Source organism: Citrobacter amalonaticus, from assembly GCF_037053465.1.
GTDB lineage: Bacteria > Pseudomonadota > Gammaproteobacteria > Enterobacterales > Enterobacteriaceae > Citrobacter_A > Citrobacter_A amalonaticus_H.
This window is the reverse complement of sequence record NZ_JBALIF010000002.1, coordinates 127,173-150,046: the sequence shown is the minus strand read 5'-3', so window position 1 is coordinate 150,046 and position 22,874 is coordinate 127,173. Positions and strand designations below refer to the sequence as shown.

17 protein-coding genes and 1 tRNA gene are annotated in these 22,874 nt (G+C 53.6%); 8 read left to right on the top strand and 10 right to left on the bottom strand.

Going from position 1 to position 22,874, the window contains the following annotated elements; all coding sequences use genetic code 11:
* Positions 1 to 132: 132 nt before the first annotated feature.
* Both WB371_RS03500 and aqpZ read right to left on the bottom strand, forming a co-directional pair.
* A complete protein-coding gene (locus WB371_RS03500) occupies positions 133 to 1,032 on the bottom strand; it encodes a lysine exporter LysO family protein (protein ID WP_336218734.1) in 900 nt (299 codons plus the stop codon).
* Between the two features lie 157 nt (positions 1,033 to 1,189).
* Complete coding sequence (aqpZ, locus tag WB371_RS03495) at positions 1,190 to 1,885, bottom strand: aquaporin Z (RefSeq protein WP_336218733.1); 696 nt, start codon at positions 1,883 to 1,885, stop codon at positions 1,190 to 1,192.
* 410 nt (positions 1,886 to 2,295) lie between these two features.
* Between aqpZ and WB371_RS03490 the strand changes: the two genes are divergently transcribed.
* Positions 2,296 to 3,954, top strand: coding sequence for an ATP-dependent endonuclease (locus tag WB371_RS03490; RefSeq protein ID WP_336218732.1), 1,659 nt, complete (start codon positions 2,296 to 2,298; stop codon positions 3,952 to 3,954).
* Here WB371_RS03490 and WB371_RS03485 read toward each other — a convergent pair.
* Positions 3,951 to 4,901, bottom strand: coding sequence for a VirK/YbjX family protein (locus WB371_RS03485; protein ID WP_336218731.1), 951 nt, complete (start codon positions 4,899 to 4,901; stop codon positions 3,951 to 3,953). The genes WB371_RS03490 and WB371_RS03485 overlap by 4 nt on opposite strands.
* Positions 4,902 to 5,047: 146 nt before the next feature.
* On the opposite strand from WB371_RS03485, the gene macA reads away from it, so the two are divergent.
* Both macA and macB read left to right on the top strand, forming a co-directional pair.
* Positions 5,048 to 6,166, top strand: coding sequence for a macrolide transporter subunit MacA (macA, locus tag WB371_RS03480; RefSeq protein ID WP_420704027.1), 1,119 nt, complete (start codon positions 5,048 to 5,050; stop codon positions 6,164 to 6,166).
* Positions 6,163 to 8,109, top strand: a complete 1,947-nt coding sequence (gene macB / locus WB371_RS03475; protein WP_336218730.1) for a macrolide ABC transporter ATP-binding protein/permease MacB — start codon at positions 6,163 to 6,165, stop codon at positions 8,107 to 8,109. Before macA ends, macB begins: the two co-directional genes overlap by 4 nt.
* Before the next feature lie 75 nt (positions 8,110 to 8,184).
* Here macB and cspD read toward each other — a convergent pair whose 3' ends face one another.
* Positions 8,185 to 8,406, bottom strand: coding sequence for a cold shock-like protein CspD (gene cspD / locus WB371_RS03470; RefSeq protein ID WP_042284847.1), 222 nt, complete (start codon positions 8,404 to 8,406; stop codon positions 8,185 to 8,187).
* Between the two features lie 150 nt (positions 8,407 to 8,556).
* Here cspD and WB371_RS03465 point away from each other — a divergent pair, with 150 nt between their 5' ends.
* The 3 genes from WB371_RS03465 to clpA all read left to right on the top strand — a co-directional run bounded on the left by WB371_RS03465 (position 8,557) and on the right by clpA (position 11,357).
* Positions 8,557 to 8,631, top strand: a complete 75-nt coding sequence (locus tag WB371_RS03465; RefSeq protein ID WP_216526604.1) for a hypothetical protein — start codon at positions 8,557 to 8,559, stop codon at positions 8,629 to 8,631.
* 98 nt (positions 8,632 to 8,729) lie between these two features.
* Positions 8,730 to 9,050, top strand: a complete 321-nt coding sequence (gene clpS / locus WB371_RS03460) for an ATP-dependent Clp protease adapter ClpS (protein ID WP_336218729.1) — start codon at positions 8,730 to 8,732, stop codon at positions 9,048 to 9,050.
* A 30-nt stretch (positions 9,051 to 9,080) separates the two neighbouring features.
* Positions 9,081 to 11,357 carry an ATP-dependent Clp protease ATP-binding subunit ClpA gene (gene clpA / locus WB371_RS03455; protein WP_336218728.1) on the top strand — a complete coding sequence of 759 codons (2,277 nt, stop codon included), beginning with the start codon at positions 9,081 to 9,083 and terminating at the stop codon, positions 11,355 to 11,357.
* A 338-nt stretch (positions 11,358 to 11,695) separates the two neighbouring features.
* Here clpA and WB371_RS03450 read toward each other — a convergent pair.
* From WB371_RS03450 to trxB, 6 genes are all read right to left on the bottom strand, one after another.
* Positions 11,696 to 11,783: transfer RNA gene (locus WB371_RS03450), tRNA-Ser, on the bottom strand.
* 213 nt (positions 11,784 to 11,996) lie between these two features.
* Positions 11,997 to 12,215: a translation initiation factor IF-1 gene (infA, locus tag WB371_RS03445; RefSeq protein ID WP_001040187.1), complete on the bottom strand. Its 219-nt coding sequence runs from the start codon at positions 12,213 to 12,215 to the stop codon at positions 11,997 to 11,999.
* A gap of 292 nt (positions 12,216 to 12,507) precedes the next feature.
* The gene (aat, locus tag WB371_RS03435; protein WP_336218727.1) at positions 12,508 to 13,212 is read right to left on the bottom strand and encodes a leucyl/phenylalanyl-tRNA--protein transferase; all 705 of its coding nucleotides are present in this window, start codon (positions 13,210 to 13,212) and stop codon (positions 12,508 to 12,510) included.
* Between the two features lie 44 nt (positions 13,213 to 13,256).
* Entirely contained in the window at positions 13,257 to 14,978 is a 1,722-nt protein-coding gene (gene cydC, locus WB371_RS03430; protein ID WP_336218726.1) for a heme ABC transporter ATP-binding protein/permease CydC, read from the bottom strand.
* Positions 14,979 to 16,745, bottom strand: a complete 1,767-nt coding sequence (cydD, locus tag WB371_RS03425) for a heme ABC transporter permease/ATP-binding protein CydD (protein ID WP_336218725.1) — start codon at positions 16,743 to 16,745, stop codon at positions 14,979 to 14,981.
* Positions 16,746 to 16,859: 114 nt separating this feature from the next.
* Positions 16,860 to 17,828: a thioredoxin-disulfide reductase gene (gene trxB / locus WB371_RS03420; RefSeq protein WP_336218724.1), complete on the bottom strand. Its 969-nt coding sequence runs from the start codon at positions 17,826 to 17,828 to the stop codon at positions 16,860 to 16,862.
* Positions 17,829 to 18,374: 546 nt separating this feature from the next.
* On the opposite strand from trxB, the gene lrp reads away from it, so the two are divergent.
* Both lrp and WB371_RS03410 read left to right on the top strand, forming a co-directional pair.
* Complete coding sequence (lrp, locus tag WB371_RS03415) at positions 18,375 to 18,869, top strand: leucine-responsive transcriptional regulator Lrp (RefSeq protein ID WP_000228469.1); 495 nt, start codon at positions 18,375 to 18,377, stop codon at positions 18,867 to 18,869.
* A 134-nt stretch (positions 18,870 to 19,003) separates the two neighbouring features.
* Complete coding sequence (locus tag WB371_RS03410) at positions 19,004 to 22,780, top strand: DNA translocase FtsK 4TM domain-containing protein (protein ID WP_336218723.1); 3,777 nt, start codon at positions 19,004 to 19,006, stop codon at positions 22,778 to 22,780.
* The last annotated feature ends 94 nt before the right edge of the window (positions 22,781 to 22,874 follow it).

The following is a 22,874-nucleotide window of genomic DNA, read 5'->3' as shown; positions in this document are numbered from 1 at the left end:
TAAAGTTATATTTAATATGCATGTTTAAGATTATGCCTGTGAGAAACGGGATAAAAGGGATTTCTGATGCAACTTACAGGGAGATTGATTTAGCGCAATTTTGGCGGCAGAGGCCTACCGCCAAAGGGGGAGTTAAGCAGAGAAGAGGGCCATCAAAATCGGCACCAGTAAACTGAGGATAAAACCGTGAACAATCGCCGCCGGAACCATCTCAAGCCCACCAGTGCGCTGTAGCACTGGCAGCGTAAAGTCCATTGATGTCGCGCCGCACAGTCCCAACGCGGTGGAACGACTACGGCGAACCAGGCCCGGGATCAGCATGATGGCGAGCAGCTCTCGCGCCAGATCGTTAAAGAAGGCGGCGCTACCGATCACCGGACCGAACGATTCCGTCAGCAGAATGCCTGACAAGGAGTACCAGCCAAAGCCTGATGCCATAGCGAGAGCGGTTTTCACCGGTAAATCGAGGATAAAAGCATTAATCAGACCGCCAATCAGTGAACTGGCGACGACCACAACGGCCACAACCATGCCCCGGCGATTCAGGACAATCTGTTTTAAGGTCATGCCGCTATTGCGTAACTGAATCCCGACCAACAGAAGCAACAGAATCAGGGTATATTCGCTCGCTTCTGTGGCATGCTGTAAAACAGGTAAACCGCTCAGCCCCAGCAGAAAACCCACGACCACCACGCCACACAATTTCAGCGATTCAAGCGCCATGGCGATACGCGAAGGGAGTTTCTCCTGTTGATGATGGTGGTGCCAGGGTAATGTGCGTTCCAGCCACAGTAATGCGGCAATATTACACAGTAAAATAACGGTAATACTGACGGCGGAATAATGAAATATTGCCAGCAAATTGCTCGCCAGATTATCTAAAAAGGCCAGACTGATCCCCATAAAAAAGAGAATCAGATAAACCATCCAGCTTAATAGCCGATTGATCAGTTTTAATGCCGCGGTATGCCGAAGCGGAACGAGATAACCTGCAATCAACGGCAGCAGAATGATAAGAAGTCCTGAGAACATGAACAGCCGGGTCCTTTAAATGAGCGAGACAGCGTCATGACACTACCCAATAAAGCGGGCTCAGTAAAGATGCAAAATAAAAGCCGGATAAGGGCGATGCCTTATCCGGCTGAGACGTGTTGAATCCGGGCGGCATGCACCGCCGGATGTGCTGACATTAATCGCGTTTTTCGAGCAGCGTACGGTAAATAAGACCGCCCAGGATCCCGCCAATAATCGGCATCACCCAGAACAACCAGAGTTGCTGTAACGCCCAGCCGCCCTGGAAGATAGCGACTGCGGTGCTACGTGCCGGGTTAACAGACGTGTTGGTCACCGGAATGCTGATCAGGTGAATCAGGGTCAACGCCAGACCGATAGCGATCGGCGCAAAGCCTGCCGGGGCGTGTTTATCTGTGGCGCCATGAATCACCAGCAAGAAGCCAGCGGTCAGGACAATTTCGATAACAATCGCGGACAGCATTGAATAACCGCCCGGTGAATGTTCGCCATAGCCGTTAGAGGCGAAACCGCTGGCAGCCGCATCAAAACCTGCTTTACCGCTGGCGATCAGATACAGAACCGCTGCCGCAACAATGCCGCCGACAACCTGAGCAATAATATAACCAATAACGTCTTTTGCCGGGAAACGACCGCCAGCCCATAAGCCTAAGGTCACCGCCGGGTTAAAATGCCCGCCGGAAATATGGCCGACGGCAAAAGCCATGGTTAATACGGTCAGGCCGAACGCGAGCGCCACGCCCGCAAAGCCAATACCTAATTCCGGAAACGCTGCTGCCAGTACGGCACTGCCGCAACCACCGAATACAAGCCAGAATGTACCAAAACATTCGGCTGCTAATTTTCTGAACATATCCACCTCAATGTAAAAAGTAACCACAAAGGAGCTGTGGCAATCATTATTTATTGTCCTCAAGGATGACGACATAATAAATAGATCACTATTTTAAAAACGAACGCCATCCGTTCACTAGTTAAAAAAAAACCGTTAGTTTGATTTAGGGCAATGCGGTGTCATTCCTTGCTCCGATTTTTCTTAAATTAAAGTGTAGTGCATATTCATATCAAAGAGGATTTGCAAACTCTGATTTGCTTTGCTCCCGCTAAATTATTTTACACCTTTACGAATGAAAGAGGGAATGCCTGTCGTTCATTATTCATACAGTTAGCTTGCGTAATAATGGACGTGTCACGACCTGTGAAGCATTTTGCAGTTATACTGCGAGAAGCTTAAAGGAAAAGTGATGATTTTCTGGAGGAAACATGATTCTCGAACGCGTTGAGATAGTGGGGTTTCGCGGCATAAATCGGTTGTCGTTGATGCTTGAACAAAACAACGTCCTGATTGGGGAGAACGCCTGGGGTAAATCAAGTTTACTGGATGCGTTAACCTTGTTGCTGTCACCCGAATCAGAGTTGTACCACTTCGACCGTGACGATTTCTGGTTTCCTCCCGGCGACATTAAAGGACGTGAGCATCATCTGCATATCGTGTTGACGTTTCGGGAATCCCAGCCAGGACGCTATCGGGTTCGTCGTTACCGGCCACTGGATGCGTGCTGGTCGCCCTGTCACGATGGCTATCAGCGTATCTTCTATCGCCTCGAAGGAGAGTGCGGGGAAGAGGGGAGTGTGATGACGCTGCGTAGTTTTCTCGATGGTGACGGGCATCCGCTGGATATTGATGACATCAATGAGCAGGCGCGCCATCTGGTGCGTTTAATGCCGGTTCTGCGTTTACGCGATGCGCGATTTATGCGCCGCATCCGTAACGGCACGGTTCCTGATGTGGAGGATGTTGAGGTCACTGCCCGACAACTGGATTTTCTCGCGCGCGAACTGGCCACGCGGCCACAGAATTTAACCGACGGGCAGATACGCCAGGGATTGTCGGCGATGGTGCAACTGCTTGAACACTATTTTACTGAACAGGGTACCGCGCAATCCCGCCACCGTTTAATGCGTCGTCGCTCGAGCAACGAGCAGCGAAGCTGGCGCTATCTCGATATTATCAACCGCATGATCGACAAGCCTGGCGGGCGTACCCATCGCATCATTTTGTTGGGGCTGTTCTCCACGTTGCTCCAGGCGAAAGGGACGGTCCGGTTGCATAAAGACGCCAGGCCGTTGTTACTGGTAGAAGATCCCGAGACGCGCCTGCATCCCATTATGCTCTCCGTCGCGTGGCAGTTGCTTAATCTGCTGCCGTTACAGCGGATCACCACCACAAACTCAAGTGAATTGCTCTCGCTGACGCCCGTCGAGCACGTCTGCCGTCTGGTGCGTGAATCGTCGCGTGTGGCGGCCTGGCGTCTGGGGCCGGGCGGTCTGAGCGCGGAAGATGGCAGACGCATCGCTTTTCACATTCGCTTTAACCGCGCCTCTTCGCTGTTTGCCCGCTGCTGGCTGCTGGTGGAAGGCGAAACGGAAACCTGGGTGATTAACGAACTGGCCCGCCAGTGCGGACACCATTTCGATGCTGAAGGGATTAAGGTGATCGAATTCGCCCAGTCGGGTCTGAAGCCGTTGGTGAAATTTGCCCGGCGGATGGGGATTGAATGGCACGTTCTTGTCGACGGCGACGAGGCCGGGAAAAAGTACGCGGCGACGGTGCGCGGTCTGTTAAATAACGATCGGGAAGAGGAGCGTGAGCATCTGACTACGCTGCCTGCGCTGGATATGGAACATTTCATGTACCGGCAGGGTTTTGCCGATGTGTTTCATCGGGTGGCGCAGATTCCGGATAATGTGCCGATGAATATGCGCAAAATCATTTCGAAGGCGATCCATCGCTCATCGAAACCCGACATTGCCATCGAAGTCGCGATGGAGGCGGGACGGCGAGGTGTTGACGCGGTGCCAACGCTGCTGCGGAAAATGTTTTCCCGGGTGCTGTGGCTGGCGCGCGGCAGGGCGGATTAAAGCCCTATGCGCTGCGGAACCTGTGTGACAACGTTGTCGAGTAGCGCATAGCGACGGCGATATTCAGCCCGTTTTTTGCTGGCGATATCCGCCTCGCTTTTTCGGGCAATGTTCAGCGGCAAAGAGAAGTAATTGCCTTCGGTTTTCTCCCCGCCCAGCGAGGCCCAGAAAGCATCGTAGTCAGCATGCATCTGCGTCTTTTTGTCCATATAGCGCCAACTGCGATAGACATGCGTCGCGTTGCTGACCGCCAGAATCTGTTCCACCTTCGCGATTTGTGCGAACTGGCAGAGCGCTTCCATCACTATTCTTTTCGGGAAGAGTCCATAACAGGCTTTCGTCGCCTGTTGAATAACGTCATGGGGAACATCATTCGCCGCCCCCTGCAATCCACCAATAAACAGAGTACGTTTGCCATTCAGATAGCAGAAGGTAAAGGTAATTTCCGCCAGAATACGCATCTGCTCATCGCGAATAACGACGGTACTTTCCCCTTCTTTATCCAGCGAGACCAGACTGACTAAATCAATCTGGAATGGCGTACCGTCTTTCGCCTCAAATTTCACCAGGTTCAGACCATAGTGACTTAAATAACTCGCCTGTTGTTCACGGCTTAACAGGTTACGCATCAGGTCATAATGGGTACAGAGCGCATGTAAAGCGGTATCGCGTTTGATATTGACGGCCATATACGGGCGATGCAGACGAATGGGCAGGCGAGGTTGTCTTGCCAGCAGCGAATTTAGCTCAGGCCACTGCGTGAGATTTTCCAGCAACTGACTGGTGGCCCTGGGCATTAATAGCGAGCGAATTAAAAATTTACGGCGAAAGCTGGCTTTACGCCAGAATTTTCCCGGCAGCAATTGCCCGCGCGTCAGGCGCATAAATAATTGTAAAGGCGACGCGACGTCCGAAGTATAAAAGGTATTATCAGTAATCTGTGACATGATCGAGATCCGCAACGAGATGATTGCGAAAATTGAAACATGCCGAATCTTAACCAATCGTCAATGCCTTAAACGCTATCCTTTTCGCGTGCGGATTGTTTAGATATCGTTGAATTTCAGTTGAGAAACTTACCATCAGGATTGCTATGGGTATTAAGGGAAATAAAATTAAAAAGCGCTATTTGCTGCTTATATTCATTCTTATCCTGGGGGCAATTGCCCTTTGGCGGACGCTGAATGCGCCGTTGCCAGGCTACCAGACGCTGATTGTGCGGCCAGGCGATCTTCAGCAAAGCGTGCTGGCAACCGGCAAACTGGATGCCTTACGCAAAGTTGACGTGGGCGCGCAGGTAAGCGGTCAGCTTAAAACGCTGTCGGTAGCGATTGGCGATAAGGTAAAAAAGGACCAGTTGCTGGGGGTTATCGATCCTGAGCAGGCGGAAAACCAGATTAAAGAAGTGGAAGCGACGCTCATGGAGTTGCGGGCGCAACGCCAGCAGGCTGAAGCCGAGTGGAAGCTGGCGCGGGTAACGCTTTCTCGTCAACAGCAGTTGGCAAAAACCCAGGCGGTTTCACAGCAGGATCTGGATACTGCGGCAACGGAGATGGCGGTGAAGCAGGCGCAAATCGGCACCATTGATGCGCAGATTAAGCGTAATCAGGCATCTCTGGATACGGCGAAAACCAATCTCGATTACACCCGCATCGTCGCGCCGATGGCCGGTGAAGTGACGCAAATTACCACTCTGCAAGGGCAGACCGTGATCGCCGCACAACAGGCGCCCAACATTCTGACCCTGGCAGATATGAGCACGATGCTGGTGAAAGCGCAGGTCTCGGAAGCGGATGTGATTCATCTCAAGCCTGGGCAAAAAGCCTGGTTTACTGTGCTTGGCGACCCACAAACCCGCTACGAAGGAACGCTAAAAGATGTCCTGCCGACGCCGGAAAAGGTCAACGATGCCATTTTCTATTACGCCCGTTTTGAAGTGCCTAACCCGAAAGGTATTTTGCGACTGGACATGACCGCGCAGGTGCATATCCAGCTCACCGACGTGAAAAATGTTCTGACGATCCCGCTTTCCGCGCTCGGCGATCCGGTTGGCGACAATCGCTACAAGGTGACTCTCCTGCGTAACGGCGAAACCCGCGAGCGCGAAGTGTCGATTGGCGCGCGTAATGACACTGATGTAGAAATTGTCAAAGGGCTTGAAGCAGGAGATGAGGTCGTCACGGGTGAAGGCAAACCGGGAGCCGCGCAATGACGGCATTGCTTGAGCTAAGCAATATTCGCCGCAGTTATCCTTCCGGAGAAGAGCAGGTGGAGGTGCTGAAAGGCATCACGCTGCAAATCAATGCCGGGGAGATGGTGGCGATCGTTGGCGCGTCTGGCTCCGGCAAATCCACGCTGATGAATATCCTGGGGTGTCTCGACAAACCAACCAGCGGCACCTATCGGGTGGCCGGACGTGATGTTTCAACCCTGGACCGCGATGCGCTGGCGCAACTGCGGCGCGAGCATTTTGGCTTCATCTTCCAGCGCTATCATCTGCTGTCGCACCTGACGGCGTCGCAGAATGTTGAAGTTCCTGCCGTTTACGCCGGCGCCGGGCGTAAACAGCGCCTCGAACGTGCGCAGGAACTTCTTCAGCGACTTGGTCTGGGCGACCGGGTGGATTATCAACCTTCGCAGCTTTCCGGCGGCCAGCAGCAGCGGGTGAGTATCGCGCGCGCGCTGATGAATGGCGGGCAGGTGATCCTCGCCGATGAACCGACGGGGGCGCTGGACAGCCACTCCGGGGAAGAGGTGATGGCGATTCTGCATCAACTGCGCGATCGCGGACACACCGTTATTATCGTCACCCACGATCCCCAGGTCGCAGCCCAGGCGGAACGGGTGATAGAGATTCATGATGGCGAAATCGTGCGTAATCCTCCTGCGAAAACCGCAGCGCAGGGACAAGGCATTCAGGAGCCGACGGTGAGAACGGCATCCGGCTGGAGCCAGTTTGTCAGCGGGTTTCGTGAAGCATTGACCATGGCCTGGCTGGCAATGGCAGCCAATAAAATGCGCACATTGCTGACGATGCTTGGGATCATTATCGGCATCGCGTCGGTGGTATCGATTGTGGTGGTAGGCGACGCGGCGAAACAACTGGTGCTGGCGGATATCCGCGCCATCGGCACCAACACCATTGATATTTATCCCGGTAAAGATTTTGGTGATGACGACCCACAGTATCAGCAGTCGCTTAAGTATGACGATCTCGCGGCAATCCAGAAGCAGCCCTGGGTGAGCTCCGCCACGCCCGCCGTGTCGCAAAATTTGCGGTTGCGCTATGGCAATACCGACGTGGCGGCCAGCGCCAACGGAGTGAGCGGGGATTATTTTAACGTGTATGGCATGACGTTCAGCGAAGGGAACACCTTTAACCGCGAACAACTGGACGGCCGCGCGCAGGTGGTGGTGCTTGACAGTAACACCCGCCGCCAGCTTTTCCCTCATAAGGCGAGCGTAGTGGGCGAGGTGATTCTGGTGGGCAATATGCCAGCGACCGTCATCGGCGTGGCGGAAGAGAAACAGTCGATGTTCGGCAGCAGCAAAATTTTGCGCGTCTGGCTGCCCTACAGCACGATGTCCGGACGCATCATGGGGCAGTCGTGGCTGAACTCTATCACCGTGCGGGTGAAGGAAGGCTTCGACAGCGCGCAGGCCGAACAGCAGCTCACCCGACTGCTGACACTACGCCACGGCAAAAAGGATTTCTTCACCTGGAATATGGACGGCGTCTTGAAAACTGCCGAAAAGACCACACGTACGCTTCAATTGTTCCTGACGCTGGTGGCGGTTATTTCGCTGGTGGTCGGCGGGATTGGCGTTATGAATATTATGCTGGTCTCGGTGACGGAGCGAACGCGTGAGATTGGCATCCGCATGGCGGTTGGCGCGCGCGCCAGCGATGTGCTGCAGCAATTTTTAATTGAAGCCGTGCTGGTGTGTCTGGTGGGCGGCGCGCTCGGGATCACGTTGTCGATGCTGATTGCTTTCACGCTGCAACTGTTTTTGCCTGGCTGGGAGATTGGCTTCTCGCCCATTGCACTACTCACGGCATTTTTGTGCTCCACCTTTACCGGGATTCTTTTTGGCTGGCTGCCTGCGCGTAATGCGGCGCGGCTGGACCCGGTCGATGCATTAGCGCGGGAGTAAGAACTCAGGAAATAAAAATGCCAGTCGATCGGGCTGGCATTTTATCTGCGGGATGTACACAATAAAACAGAAGAGCTATGCAACAGCTTCTGCTTCGATGGGCACGATGACACTGGCGTGATTGCCTTTTGGCCCCTGGTGGACATCAAACTGGACAGACTGTCCGGCTTTTAGCGTTCTGTAACCATCCATCTGGATGGTGGAATAGTGAGCGAAAATGTCTTCGCCGCCGCCTTCAGGGCAGATGAATCCAAACCCTTTGGCATTATTGAACCACTTAACAGTACCCGTTTCCATGCTTCGACATCCTTCGTAAATCTTATAAAAGTAAGATGGAATGAACCGGTGGTGGAGTGGGGGTTGTTCAAAACCTCGCCAACTCTCGAAATTACAATTTAGAGAAATCAGGCGGGGCGTCAAGCGCCAGACGGGGGGCAGTGGGTAAAAATGAATCAAAAATTTGAAGCAGTTAACGCTATTGACGGGAATGTGACAGATGTCGCGGATGCCAGTGATAGATGATAGTTATCTATTAATTGAGGTAGATTGATTGTGAGCATTTGCTTTTGTCAGCGGCAGACTGTACTGCCGGTAACCGTAACTGAAGATGACGACTGACAATGGGTAAGACGAACGACTGGCTGGATTTCGACCAGCTTACGGCTGATAAAGTGCGTGACGCGCTAAAACCGCCATCTATGTATAAAGTGATATTAGTCAATGATGATTACACTCCGATGGAGTTTGTTATTGACGTGTTACAAAAATTCTTTTCTTATGATGTAGAACGTGCAACGCAACTGATGCTTGCGGTTCACTATCACGGTAAAGCCATCTGTGGTGTTTTCACCGCGGAGGTTGCGGAGACCAAGGTGGCGATGGTGAACACGTATGCGAGGGAGAATGAGCATCCGTTGTTGTGTACGCTGGAAAAAGCCTGAATGCAGGCGTAAAAATTGGGGGAGGTGCCTATGCTCAATCAAGAACTGGAACTCAGTTTAAACATGGCTTTCGCCAGAGCGCGCGAGCACCGTCATGAGTTTATGACCGTCGAGCACTTGTTACTGGCACTGCTCAGTAACCCATCGGCCCGCGAAGCGCTGGAAGCGTGTTCCGTGGACCTCGTGGCGCTCCGTCAGGAACTCGAAGCCTTCATTGAACAAACCACACCCGTACTGCCTGCCAGTGAAGAAGAGCGCGACACGCAGCCGACGCTGAGTTTTCAACGCGTTCTGCAACGTGCGGTCTTCCACGTTCAGTCCTCCGGGCGCAGTGAAGTGACCGGTGCTAACGTACTGGTCGCTATCTTTAGTGAACAGGAATCCCAGGCGGCCTATCTGCTGCGTAAGCATGAGGTGAGCCGTCTCGATGTGGTCAACTTTATTTCGCACGGCACGCGTAAAGATGAGCCAGGTCAGTCGTCTGATCCCGGCAATCAGCCGAGTAACGAAGAACAAGCTGGCGGGGAGGAACGGATGGAGAACTTCACGACTAACCTTAACCAGCTTGCCCGTGTCGGTGGTATTGATCCGCTGATTGGTCGCGACAAAGAGCTGGAGCGTGCCATTCAGGTGCTGTGCCGCCGCCGTAAAAATAACCCGCTGTTGGTAGGCGAATCAGGCGTTGGGAAAACCGCGATTGCCGAAGGGCTGGCCTGGCGAATTGTCCAGGGCGATGTGCCGGAAGTGATGGCCGATTGCACCATCTACTCGCTGGATATCGGTTCGCTGCTGGCGGGCACGAAATATCGCGGCGATTTCGAAAAACGCTTCAAAGCGCTGTTAAAACAACTTGAGCAGGACAGCAACAGCATTCTGTTTATCGATGAGATCCATACCATCATCGGGGCCGGTGCAGCGTCTGGCGGTCAGGTGGATGCCGCAAACCTGATTAAACCGCTGCTTTCTGGCGGTAAAATCCGGGTGATCGGTTCCACGACCTATCAGGAGTTCAGCAACATTTTCGAGAAAGACCGTGCTTTGGCCCGTCGCTTCCAGAAAATTGATATTACTGAGCCATCGGTAGAAGAGACAGTACAGATCATCAATGGCCTGAAGCCGAAGTATGAAGCTCACCACGATGTGCGTTACACGGCGAAAGCGGTGCGTGCGGCGGTGGAGCTGGCGGTGAAATATATCAACGACCGTCATCTGCCGGATAAGGCGATTGACGTCATTGACGAAGCCGGGGCGCGTGCGCGTCTGATGCCGGTCAGCAAGCGCAAGAAAACCGTCAACGTGGCGGATATCGAGTCCGTGGTCGCGCGTATTGCGCGTATCCCGGAGAAAAGTGTGTCGCAAAGCGATCGCGATACGCTGAAAAACCTTGGCGACCGTCTGAAAATGCTGGTCTTTGGGCAGGATAACGCCATTGAGGCGCTGACCGAAGCCATCAAGATGAGCCGCGCGGGTCTGGGACACGAGCACAAACCTGTCGGTTCATTCCTGTTTGCCGGTCCGACCGGGGTCGGGAAAACTGAGGTAACGGTCCAGCTTTCCAAAGCGCTGGGCATCGAACTGCTGCGTTTTGATATGTCCGAGTATATGGAACGCCACACCGTCAGCCGTCTGATTGGCGCGCCTCCGGGATACGTTGGTTTCGATCAGGGTGGTTTGCTGACGGATGCGGTGATCAAACATCCTCACGCAGTACTGCTGCTGGATGAGATCGAAAAAGCGCATCCGGATGTCTTTAACCTGCTGTTGCAGGTGATGGATAACGGCACGCTGACAGACAATAACGGACGTAAGGCCGATTTCCGCAACGTGGTGCTGGTAATGACGACCAACGCTGGTGTCCGTGAAACGGAACGTAAGTCGATTGGCCTGATTCATCAGGACAACAGCACCGACGCGATGGGCGAAATCAAGAAAGTGTTTACGCCGGAATTTCGTAACCGCCTCGACAATATTATCTGGTTCGAGCACCTCTCAACTGAGGTTATCCACCAGGTGGTCGATAAGTTCATCGTTGAGTTGCAGGTTCAACTGGATCAGAAAGGTGTCTCTCTGGAAGTCAGCCAGGAAGCACGTAACTGGCTGGCTGAGAAGGGCTATGACCGGGCAATGGGCGCACGTCCGATGGCGCGCGTGATTCAGGACAACCTGAAAAAACCGCTGGCTAATGAGCTGCTGTTTGGCTCACTGGTAGAGGGTGGTCAGGTCACCGTTGCGCTCGACAAAGAGAAAAATGAGCTGACCTACGGCTTCCAGAGTGCGCAGAAGCACAAGCCGGAAGCGGCACATTAATTTCCCTTTTAATGACTGAAGAGCCGGGCCTTAGCGCCCGGTTTTTTTGTGGTTTTCTTGCGGGGACGGACTGCGTCGTGGGTTCTCATCCCCCCTGTACCTGCGCAACATATGAAAAAAAAGCCCGTACTTTCGTACGAGCTCTTCTTTAAATATGGCGGTGAGGGGGGGATTGACTCGCTTCGCTCGCCCTGACGGGCAGTCCGCTCACGTTGTTCGCGGTCTGTCCAACGGGCTGCGCCCGTTGTCGAACCCCGGTCGTGGGTTCTCATCCCCCCTGTACCTGCGCAACATATGAAAAAAAAGCCCGTACTTTCGTACGAGCTCTTCTTTAAATATGGCGGTGAGGGGGGGATTCGAACCCCCGATACGTTGCCGTATACACACTTTCCAGGCGTGCTCCTTCAGCCACTCGGACACCTCACCATATTGTCTGCTGCCTGACCACGTAGGGGGCAACGGGGCGCTACTATAGGGAGTTGCGCTAAAACGGTCAAGCAGTATTTACGCTTTACTTCTCGTTTGGTTACGCAATGTACATCTTCATTCATGAAACCGTTCAGGACGGGTCATGAGCAACAAAAAAGGCCGGATTTCCCGACCTTTCATTATCTGTACGCCATTCGGGCGTGAAAACAATCAGCGACTACGGAAGACAATGCGGCCTTTGCTCAGGTCGTACGGGGTCAGCTCAACAGTCACTTTGTCGCCCGTCAGGATGCGGATGTAGTTTTTACGCATTTTACCGGAGATGTGTGCAGTAACCACGTGACCGTTTTCTAACTCTACGCGGAACATGGTATTAGGCAACGTTTCGAGAACGGTACCTTGCATTTCAATATTGTCTTCTTTGGCCATCTAATCCTCTGGGGTATCACTACCGTAATTTGAACCGGCAAGATAATGCCGAAGTTCTTTTAATAAGTAAAGATTTGCACGTTTAAAACGCAGCAAACGAAATTTGGCGCATTACTCCGGAACGCTTCCGACACACGGCAAAGCCGCACGTGAAGCGCAACGTATAAGGGAGCGATGAGATAAACGAAGGCGTTACCTGACGCGAACGGATCCTTAACGGCAGCGGGGTAATGGGCTAAACCAACTCTGCGGCGCAATTATAACACCCTGACAAAAAATGTGCCGAAAACATTCACCCTTGCGGCAAAAATAACGTGCGGGGAACCCAAAAGTCGCGAGGTAAACGCTGTTGACGCAAGGCGTCAAGATGTTCCAGATACTCCCGACGCGGAATTTCGATAGCGCCTAACGATTCGGTATGACTGTTGAGTACCTGACAGTCCAGTAATTTACCACCGTGGCGGATAAATTCGGCACAAAAAATCAGCAGTGCGGTTTTCGACGCATTCTCTTGTCGACTGAACATCGATTCGCCGCAAAACAAGGCGCCTTGCGAGACGCCATACATGCCACCGACCAGTTCATCATCGCGCCAGACTTCAATAGAATGCGCGTGACCCAGCTCATGCAGCCGATGGTATGCCTCAATCACCCCCTGGGTGATCCACGTTCCTTCATCGCGTTCGTTCGCACACCCTTCGATAACCTGACCAAAAGCGTAGTTCAGTGTGACGCGATAAGGGGAATGCTTATGAAAGCGCTTCATACTGCGGCTGATGTGAAAAGTCTCAGGCCACAGAATGGCGCGTGGATCCGGCGACCACCACAGAATGGGGTCACCGGGAGAAAACCACGGGAAAATACCGCGCTGATAGGCCATTAACAGGCGTGCAGGGCTTAAGTCGCCGCCGAGCGCCAGCAGGCCGTTGGGCTCGCGCAAAGCGCCTTCCGGCGAAGGGAAGGCTATTGAGTGTCGTGAAAGCTGAACCAGGCGCATGACAGCAGAACTCCAGTACGCGAGTCGGATCGTTCAATAATAGCTTACAGACCCTGCTTAAACTGGTAATAACGACCCTGCTGCGCTAACAGATCTGCGTGATTACCTTGCTCAATAATTTGTCCGTTGTCCATCACTATTATTTGATCAAAACGCGAAAGCCCGCGCAGGCGATGCGTCACCATCAGTACGGTTTTTTTACGCATCACTTCGGCAAGTAATTCAAGCATTTGGCTTTCAGTCGTTGCATCCAGACCTTCTGTGGGTTCATCCAGTAGCATCAGCGGCGCATCGTGCAGCAGCGCACGGGCGATCGCCAGACGACGGAGTTCACCACCGGACAACTGTCGTCCTCCTTCACCCAGCCAACTGTTGAGCCCCGTATCGTCAAGGAGTTTCTCCAGCCCAACACGGCACAGTATATCGGCAAGTCGATCGTCAGAGGCATCAGGGGCGGCGAGCAGCAGGTTGTCGCGCAGGGTGGCGCTAAACAGGTGGACACGCTGCGGCACGACGCTGATGGTTTTACGCAGCGTCTCTTCACTTAAGGCATCGATCGGGCGATCGTTGAGCAGGATCTCACCTTTTTGCGGATTCCATGCGCGTGTGAGCAGTTGCAGTAAGGTGGATTTACCACATCCGGTACGCCCAAGAATCGCAATATGTTCACCCGGATTAACGCGAAGAGATAAGGTATCCAGCGCGTTTTGCGTCTGTTCAGGATAACTGAATGAAACGTTATGCAGCGTCAACGTAACCTGTTCAGGAACAGCCGATTTCGTGTCAGGGAAGGTCACTTCCGGCTTTTGCTCGGTCAGTTCGGTGATGCGAACAGCCGATGCGATCACCTGGCCTAAATGCTGAAATGCGCCGGTCACAGGCGCCAAAGCTTCGAATGCCGCCAGCGCACAAAAGACAAACAGGGCGATCAGCGCGCCGGGCTGATCGTTACCACCAACGCCGCCTGCTGCCATCCACAGCATCAGCAATATCGCAAAAGCGCCAATCAGCAACATCAGAGCCTGAGAAAGCGCGGTGAGTTCCGACTGCCGGCGCTGCGCTTCGTGCCACTGAAGTTCCGTGGCTTCCATCTGTGCGCGATACCGGTCGCTGGCACCAAAAATGGTCAGTTCAGCCTGGCCCTGCAGCCATGCGGTTAGCTGTTGGCGATATTGCCCACGCAGGTGAGTAAGGTTTTGCCCGGTGGTTTTCCCGGCGCGATAGAAGACCGGCGGCATGATGAATAGCGTCAACAACATGACGCCGCCAAGCGTGAAGGCGAGGGTGATATCCAGCACGCTCAATCCGAGGGTCACCACCATGATCACCACAAATGCCCCAACCAGCGGAGAGATGACGCGCAAGTAAAGGTGATCCAGCGTATCAACGTCCGCCACAATGCGGTTCAGCAACTCACCCTGCCGATAGCGGGCCAGACCCGCAGGAGAGAGCGGCAGCAGTTTGCTGAAGGTATGAACACGCAAATGCTGCAACACACGGAAGGTCGCATCATGACTGACCAGACGTTCAAAATAGCGCCCGGCGGTGCGGGTAATGGCTGCACCACGTACTCCCGCAGCGGGCAGCATATAATTAAAACTGTAAATCCCGGCAACCCCCGCCACCGCGGACGCGGAGAGGAACCAGCCGGAGAGTGTCAGTAAGCCGATACTGGCGAGTAATGTGATGATCGCCAACACAATACCCAGCGTGAGCATCCATTTGTGACGCTTATAGAGTGTCAGATAAGGTAGCAACGCGCGCATTTAGATCTCCTCCTGACGATGGGCCAGCAGCGTCGCGAACGCGCCATTGGCTGTACTTAACCCGGCCCAGGAGCCCTGTTCGATAATTTTCCCGTCCTGCATCACCCAGATGGTGTCCCAGTCGGCGAGGTCTTCAAGCTGGTGTGTCACCATCAAGGTTGTCTGGCGATTTGAGGCGGATTTCAGCGCCTGCATAACGCGCTGCTCGCTATGGGCATCCAGACTGGCCGCGGGTTCATCCAGTAGCAGTAATGCGCAGGGATTGAGTAACGCGCGAGCCACCGCCACGCGCTGGGCCTGGCCCACGGACAAGCGTCCCGCCTGATCGCCAACCGGCGTATCGACACCCTGTGGTAACAGCGGCAAAAATTCGCTGACCCATGCACTGTCGAGTGCAGCGCGAAGCTCTTGTTCGCTGGCATTGGGACGCGCAAGCAGTACGTTTTCCCGTATCGTCGCGGCGGGTAATTGCGGATTTTGTCCAACCCACGAGAGCTGTTTTCGCCAGAACTGCGCAGACACATCGCGCAGCTCCACTCCATTGATCCGCAGAGAACCCTGATAGGAAAGAAAACCAGAAAGCGCGTTCAGCAACGAACTCTTACCCGACCCGCTTCGACCGACAAGCACTACACGTTTCCCGGCATCCAGGGAAAAATTCAGTGGACCAGCCAGCGTTTTGCCCTCTGGTGAGGTGATAACGAGATTGTCAGCCTCAATCGAGACCGGACCTTTCGGCGATAATTCCACATCACCCTGCTGCGGATGGGCGAGGGGCGTTTCCATAAAGGTTTTCAGACTGTCTGCGGCCCCCACGGCCTGCGCTTTGGCGTGATAAAACGTGCCAAGGTCACGCAGAGGCTGGAAAAACTCAGGCGCAAGAATCAAGGCGAGGAAACCTGCTGTCAACGTGACGCCAGTACCGTAATGCCCGAAGTTAAGTTCGCCGAGATAGGAGAAACCAAAGTAAACCGCGACCAAAGCAATGGAAAGAGAAGTAAAAAACTCCAGTACACCAGAAGATAAAAAGGCAAGACGAAGCACTTCCATGGTGCGCTGGCGAAAATCTTGCGATGCGACGCGAATGCTTTCGGTTTCAGCTTTACCACGGCCAAAAATTCGCAGGGTGTCCATGCCGCGTAAACGATCGAGGAAGTGTCCGCTCAGTCGTGCTAGCGCGAGGAAGTTACGGCGATTGGCATCGGCAGCACCCATGCCCACCATTGCCATGAAAAGCGGAATGAGTGGCGCAGTACCGAGCAGGATAAGTGCCGCCGCCCAGTTCGCCGGGAAAATGGCGGCCACAATTAATAACGGCACGCATACCGCCAGCGCCATTTGCGGCAGATAGCGGGCATAGTAGTCGTGCATGTCGTCAATTTGTTCAAGTATTAGCGTGGCCCAACTTCCCGCCGGTTTTCCCTGAATCCAGGCCGGTCCGGCTTGTTGAAGCTTGTCAAGAACCTGACGGCGAATTTCAAAACGTATGTGCTGGCCGGCATGAAAACCGACACGTTCGCGTAACCACACTACCCAGGCGCGCAGAACAAAGACCAGTATCAGTATGACAAATGGCAATAAAAGCGCTTCGCGTGGAATACCTTCCATGATCATATGTTGCAGAATACGAGCCATGATCCAGGCCTGAGCGATAATCAGTACGCCGCTCAGAAATCCCAGCAGGCGGGAGATCATCAGCCAGCGTTGAGAAATAACACTTTGCTGTTTTAACCAGCGGGTTAGCTCTTTTTGACGAGTTTTGTTCATTGCGCACTTAGCAGGTGAGTTATCGGAATTTTTGGGCACGGCAATGTTACAACGGGGCAAAAATAAAGGCGACTTATAGTCGCCTTTTTTACTTTTGTTACTGATTTGTAAAAACTATTTGCACGCGTCAGCTAATCCGTCGAGATAACGTTCCGCATCCAGCGCCGCCATACAACCGGTGCCTGCAGAGGTGATCGCCTGGCGATAAATGTGGTCCATCACATCACCCGCTGCAAAGACGCCTGGAATGCTGGTCTGTGTCGCGTTGCCATGGATGCCGGACTGCACTTTGATATAGCCGTTTTCGAGTTCAAGTTGACCGTCGAAAATTGCGGTGTTCGGGCTGTGCCCGATGGCAACAAACAAACCCGCAACGTCCAGTGACTCGATGTTTTCCGCATTCTGCGTATCGCGAAGGCGCAGACCCGTCACGCCCATCTGATCGCCAGTGACCTCTTCCAGCGTGCGGTGGGTGTGCAGTACGATATTACCGTTTTCCACTTTATCCATCAGACGCTTAATCAGAATTTTTTCTGCACGGAAGCTGTCACGGCGGTGAATGAGATGTACTTCAGAGGCGATATTGGCCAGATACAACGCCTCTTCCACTGCCGTATTTCCGCCGCCAATGACCGCCACCTTCTGGTTACGGTAGAAAAAGCCGTCGCAGGTTGCACAGGCAGAAACACCACGGCCCTTAAACGCCTCTTCAGAAGGCAGGCCCAGATAACGGGCGGACGCGCCGGTCGCTATGATTAACGCGTCGCAAGTGTACTCCGCGCTGTCGCCGGTTAAACGGAACGGACGGTTTTGCAGATCCACTTTATTGATGTGATCGAAGATGATTTCAGTTTCAAATTTAGTGGCATGTTCGTGCATGCGTTCCATCAGCAGCGGTCCGGTCAGATCGTTTGGATCGCCAGGCCAGTTTTCCACTTCCGTCGTGGTGGTCAGTTGACCGCCTTTTTCCATGCCGGTAATCAGCACCGGTTGCAGGTTTGCGCGCGCAGCGTAGACCGCAGCGGTATATCCCGCAGGGCCGGAACCCAGGATAAGCAGTTTACTGTGTTTGGTTGTGCCCATGAGATCCCCATAGTTGTTGGCAGGCAATGGGCAGGATTGTAGGGAATTTAACGGCGTAAAAAAAGAGTATAGCGATTTTGTTAACAATTTGTGTAATAGCAGGTGTCAATGAGTGAACACACTGACGTGGCTGTCATCATAATTTCTACTAAAAATCGCGCTGTTATAAGGTGATAAAATGACGGTTTGTCACCTCTGGTAATGAATAACTGGCATGTTGTACTAAAAATCGATGTTTTACTTTGACAATCCCCTGCTGTTTTGCGAAAACATTCGAGGAAGAAAAAAACAGTGCTATATGCGTGCCGCATAATCATGCATATAAATACCATGTTTACCGGGCTAGCGAAATCTACGTATGGTGTGGACAGACGCCATTCGTGATGTCGATAGCTGCCGTCAGGCAACGGTCTTCTCACCATAGACCCTGGCATTGCGCGCCGTTAATCCTCTGGGTTTCGGTCTATTGTGATGGGCATCGACTCTCGACAGTGATGTTTGCAGAGTCAGGCAGGAGTAGGGAAGGAATACAGAGAGACAATAATAATGGTAGATAGCAAGAAGCGCCCTGGCAAAGATCTCGACCGTATCGATCGTAACATTCTTAATGAGCTACAAAAGGATGGGCGTATTTCCAACGTCGAGCTTTCTAAACGAGTGGGACTTTCCCCGACGCCCTGCCTTGAGCGTGTGCGTCGTCTGGAAAGACAAGGGTTCATTCAGGGTTACACCGCTCTGTTAAACCCACATTATCTGGATGCATCACTTCTGGTATTTGTTGAGATTACTCTGAATCGTGGCGCTCCGGATGTGTTTGAGCAATTTAACGCCGCCGTGCAAAAACTTGAAGAAATTCAAGAGTGTCATCTGGTATCCGGTGATTTCGACTATCTGTTGAAGACTCGCGTACCTGACATGTCAGCGTATCGTAAGCTGCTAGGGGAAACCCTGCTGCGTCTGCCGGGGGTGAATGACACCCGTACTTATGTGGTCATGGAAGAAGTCAAACAGAGTAATCGTCTGGTTATTAAGACACGCTAATACGGAACAGGTGCAAAATCGGCGTATTTTGATTACACTCCTGTTAATCCATACAGCAACAGTGCCGGGGCAACCCGGTGCTGTTGTCCGTTTTAGCATCGGGCAGGAAAAGCCTGAAACCTGGAGAGCCTTTTTTGAGCCAGGAATACACTGAAGACAAAGAAGTCACATTGACGAAGTTAAGCAGCGGGCGCCGACTTCTGGAGGCGTTGCTGATTCTTATTGCCCTTTTTGCTGTCTGGTTGATGGCCGCGCTGCTGAGCTTTAACCCTTCTGATCCCAGTTGGTCGCAAACGGCCTGGCACGAGCCTATTTATAATCTGGGCGGCGCGCCTGGCGCGTGGCTCGCAGACACCCTGTTTTTTATCTTTGGGGTGATGGCTTACACCATCCCTGTCATCATTGTGGGTGGTTGCTGGTTTGCCTGGCGTCATCAGGCAACGGATGACTATATCGACTATTTTGCCGTCTCACTGCGTATCATCGGTGTGCTGGCGCTTATCCTCACATCCTGTGGCCTGGCCGCAATCAACGCCGATGATATCTGGTATTTCGCATCCGGTGGCGTCATTGGCAGTCTGCTCAGCACTACATTGCAACCGTTGCTCCACAGTAGCGGCGGTACTATCACGCTACTGTGCATCTGGGCCGCGGGCCTTACGCTTTTCACCGGTTGGTCCTGGGTCAGCATTGCTGAAAAACTCGGCGGCTGGTTGCTCAATATTCTGACATTTGCCAGTAATCGTACCCGCCGTGATGATACCTGGGTGGAAGACGACGAATACGAAGACGAGTATGAAGACGACGTTGAGGGGGGGAAACGTGAATCCCGCCGGGCGCGCATTCTTCGCGGTGCGCTGGCGCGTCGTAAGCGTCTGGCTGACAAATTCATTAATCCTCATGGCCGTCAGACCGATGCAGCACTGTTCTCTGGCAAGCGCATGGATGATGAGGATGAGATTGCCTACAGCGCGCGCGGTGTCGCAGCGGATCCTGACGATGTTCTTTTCTCAGGCCATCGCGCAACGCAGTCGGCATATGATGAATACGATCCGTTGTTGAACGGTCATTCTGTTACCGAGCCACTGGCTGCGGCCACCGCTGCAACGCAAGCCTGGGCTGCACCGGTTGACCCGATTATGCAAACGCAGCCCGTGCCGGGCGCGGAAACGGTCCCTGTACAACCTGCAGTGGAATGGCAGCCAGTGCCGGGCCCACAAACCAGCGAACCAGTGATTGCCCCTGCGCCGGAAAGCTATCCACCGCATACTCAATATGCGCAACCGCAACACGCACCGTATGAGGCATGGCAACAGCCTGCTCCGGCGGAGCCGCAATACGCTGCGCGTCCGCAAGACGCAACGGGTTATCCGCAGCCAGCCGCTTTCCAGCAACCCTGGCAACAACCGCAGCCTGTTGTTGAACACCCTTTGCAACCAGAGCAGGTTTATCAACAGCCACCTGTTCAGGAACCGGTTTATCAACAGCCTGCATACCAGCCGGAACCTTTACAGCCGCAAGAACCGGCGGCGCAGTATACGCCAGTTCCTGAACCTGAACCCATCGTGGAAGAGGTAAAACCTGCTCGTCCGCCGCTCTATTACTTTGAAGAAGTGGAGGAGAAGCGAGCACGTGAACGCGAGCAACTGGCGGCGTGGTATCAACCTATCCCTGAGCCAGTCAATACGCCGGAGCCCGCGATTCCTGCGTCATCGGTCATGCCTTCCATGCCACCTGTCGAATCTGCCGCGACAATTGCGCCGATCGCCGCAGGCGTGAAAGACGCGACGTTAGCGGCTGGCACCGTCGCCGCAGCAGCGGCACCTGTCTTCAGCCTGGCAAGCGATGGTGCGCCGCGTTCACAGGTTAAGGAAGGCATCGGCCCGCAATTACCCCGTCCGAATCGAGTGCGCGTTCCGACACGTCGTGAACTGGCATCGTATGGGATTAAGCTCCCCTCTCAGCGTATGGCTGAGGAGAGGGCGCGCGAGAACGAACAGCCTGACTCGCAGTACGGTGATGATGAAATCGACGCCATGCAACAGGATGAGCTGGCGCGTCAGTTTGCTCAGTCGCAGCAAAATCGCTACGGCAACGAGTATGAGCACGACACCCAACAAGAAGAGGATGAAGATGCGGCTGCGCAAGCGGAACTGGCGCGCCAGTTTGCCTCTTCACAGCAGCAACGCTACGCGGGAGAACAACCCGTCGGGGCCAGTCCGTTCTCACCGGATGATTTTGCGTTCTCACCGATGAGAACGCTGGTGGATGATAGCCCGCATGAACCACTGTTCACGCCGGGAGGAATGCCTGAGTCTGCGCCTGTTCAGCCGCAGCAGCATTATCAGCAGCCGCAGCAGCCGCCGCAAGAAAGCCTGATTCATCCCTTGCTTATGCGCAATGGCGACAGTCGTCCATTGCAGAAACCGACGACGCCGCTGCCTTCTCTGGATCTGCTAACGCCGCCACCGAGTGAGGTGGAACCTGTAGATACATTTGCACTGGAGCAAATGGCGCGTCTTGTTGAAGCGCGTCTGGCAGATTTCCGCATCAAAGCTGATGTGGTGAACTATTCTCCTGGTCCGGTGATTACGCGCTTTGAGCTGAATTTGGCGCCGGGGGTGAAGGCTGCGCGTATTTCGAATCTCTCTCGTGACCTCGCGCGTTCACTTTCGACCGTGGCGGTGCGTGTGGTGGAAGTGATCCCAGGAAAACCGTATGTCGGACTGGAATTGCCTAACAAAAAACGTCAGACCGTTTACCTGCGTGAAGTACTGGACAACGCGAAGTTCCGGGAAAACCCATCACCACTTACGGTGGTTCTGGGGAAAGATATCGCCGGTGATCCGGTGGTGGCGGACCTTGCGAAAATGCCTCACCTGCTGGTTGCAGGTACAACCGGTTCGGGTAAATCGGTTGGGGTGAACGCCATGATCCTCAGCATGCTCTACAAAGCGCAGCCGGAAGACGTTCGCTTTATTATGATCGACCCGAAAATGCTGGAACTGTCGGTTTACGAAGGCATTCCACATTTGTTGACCGAAGTTGTCACAGATATGAAAGACGCCGCCAACGCGTTGCGCTGGAGCGTTAACGAGATGGAGCGCCGCTATAAGCTGATGTCTGCACTTGGCGTGCGTAATCTTGCAGGTTACAACGAGAAGATTGCCGAAGCCGCGCGGATGGGACGTCCGATACCGGATCCTTACTGGAAACCGGGCGACAGTATGGATGCTCAACATCCGGTGCTGGAAAAACTGCCGTATATCGTGGTGATGGTGGATGAATTTGCCGATCTGATGATGACGGTTGGTAAGAAGGTGGAAGAACTGATTGCCCGACTGGCGCAAAAAGCGCGCGCGGCAGGGATTCACCTGGTGCTGGCGACGCAGCGTCCGTCGGTTGACGTGATTACGGGGCTGATTAAAGCCAACATCCCGACGCGTATTGCCTTCACCGTATCCAGTAAAATTGACTCGCGTACCATCCTTGATCAGGGCGGCGCAGAATCGTTACTGGGAATGGGGGATATGCTCTACTCTGGGCCGAACTCCACCATGCCAGTGCGTGTTCACGGTGCGTTTGTCCGTGACCAGGAAGTGCATGCGGTGGTTCAGGACTGGAAAGCGCGTGGTCGTCCACAATATGTTGACGGGATCACCTCCGATAGCGAGAGCGAAGGTGGCGGCGGCGGTTTTGACGGCGGCGAAGAGCTGGATCCGTTATTCGATCAGGCCGTTAACTTTGTGACGGAAAAACGTAAAGCGTCAATTTCCGGCGTACAGCGCCAGTTCCGTATTGGCTACAACCGTGCGGCGCGCATTATTGAACAGATGGAAGCGCAGGGGATTGTCAGTGAGCAAGGCCATAACGGTAATCGCGAAGTGCTGGCTCCGCCGCCTTTTGATTAAATGCAAAGTTTCGTAATTCAGTATTGTCTTCTTTCCTCACGCTGATTTTTGGCCTGGAATGGATAGCAGAGGGATCTCCCGGTCGGGAGTGACG

Excerpts from the sequence above, each read along its gene's own strand:
- WB371_RS03500 (WP_336218734.1), bottom strand. The coding sequence starts at position 1,032 with ATGTTCTCAGGACTTCTTATCATTCTGCTGCCGTTGATTGCAGGTTAT.
- aqpZ (WP_336218733.1), bottom strand. The coding sequence starts at position 1,885 with ATGTTCAGAAAATTAGCAGCCGAATGTTTTGGTACATTCTGGCTTGTA.
- WB371_RS03490 (WP_336218732.1), top strand. The coding sequence starts at position 2,296 with ATGATTCTCGAACGCGTTGAGATAGTGGGGTTTCGCGGCATAAATCGG.
- WB371_RS03485 (WP_336218731.1), bottom strand. The coding sequence starts at position 4,901 with ATGTCACAGATTACTGATAATACCTTTTATACTTCGGACGTCGCGTCG.
- macA (WP_420704027.1), top strand. The coding sequence starts at position 5,048 with ATGGGTATTAAGGGAAATAAAATTAAAAAGCGCTATTTGCTGCTTATA.
- macB (WP_336218730.1), top strand. The coding sequence starts at position 6,163 with ATGACGGCATTGCTTGAGCTAAGCAATATTCGCCGCAGTTATCCTTCC.
- cspD (WP_042284847.1), bottom strand. The coding sequence starts at position 8,406 with ATGGAAACGGGTACTGTTAAGTGGTTCAATAATGCCAAAGGGTTTGGA.
- clpS (WP_336218729.1), top strand. The coding sequence starts at position 8,730 with ATGGGTAAGACGAACGACTGGCTGGATTTCGACCAGCTTACGGCTGAT.
- clpA (WP_336218728.1), top strand. The coding sequence starts at position 9,081 with ATGCTCAATCAAGAACTGGAACTCAGTTTAAACATGGCTTTCGCCAGA.
- infA (WP_001040187.1), bottom strand. The coding sequence starts at position 12,215 with ATGGCCAAAGAAGACAATATTGAAATGCAAGGTACCGTTCTCGAAACG.
- aat (WP_336218727.1), bottom strand. The coding sequence starts at position 13,212 with ATGCGCCTGGTTCAGCTTTCACGACACTCAATAGCCTTCCCTTCGCCG.
- cydC (WP_336218726.1), bottom strand. The coding sequence starts at position 14,978 with ATGCGCGCGTTGCTACCTTATCTGACACTCTATAAGCGTCACAAATGG.
- cydD (WP_336218725.1), bottom strand. The coding sequence starts at position 16,745 with ATGAACAAAACTCGTCAAAAAGAGCTAACCCGCTGGTTAAAACAGCAA.
- trxB (WP_336218724.1), bottom strand. The coding sequence starts at position 17,828 with ATGGGCACAACCAAACACAGTAAACTGCTTATCCTGGGTTCCGGCCCT.
- lrp (WP_000228469.1), top strand. The coding sequence starts at position 18,375 with ATGGTAGATAGCAAGAAGCGCCCTGGCAAAGATCTCGACCGTATCGAT.